The organism is Mycobacterium sp. IDUB_1 (assembly GCF_055419625.1).
On record NZ_JBVAYA010000015.1, the window covers coordinates 1 to 389 of the forward strand.

Sequence of the window (389 nt, forward strand, 5' to 3'; positions counted from 1 at the left end):
GCCCCGGCTGGATCGAGGGCTACGGCCCGGTGCCGGCCGCGGTCGTGCGTGACCTGGTGTCGGATGTCGTCACCGACCAGGCCGCGAAAGCCACGCTGCGGCGGCTCTACCGCCACCCGTCGAGCGGGCAACTGGTCGCGATGGAATCACGGGCCCGCCGCTTTCCGGCCGGGTTGGCGATGTTCATCGGGCTGCGCGACCAGACCTGTCGCACCCCCTACTGCGACGCCCCGATACGGCACCGCGACCACGCCACCCCCGCCCGCGAGGGTGGCCCCACCTCAGCGCTCAACGGGCTGGGCACCTGCGCAGCCTGCAACTACGCCAAGGAAGCACCCGGCTGGCACGTCACCACCACCAACACCGACGGCCACCACAGCGCCGACTAC

The 389-nt window shown here is 72.0% G+C and carries 1 pseudogene; it reads left to right on the top strand.

From position 1 onward, the window contains the following. Positions 1-389, top strand: a pseudogene (locus ACZYYX_RS29450) (HNH endonuclease); the annotation flags it as partial.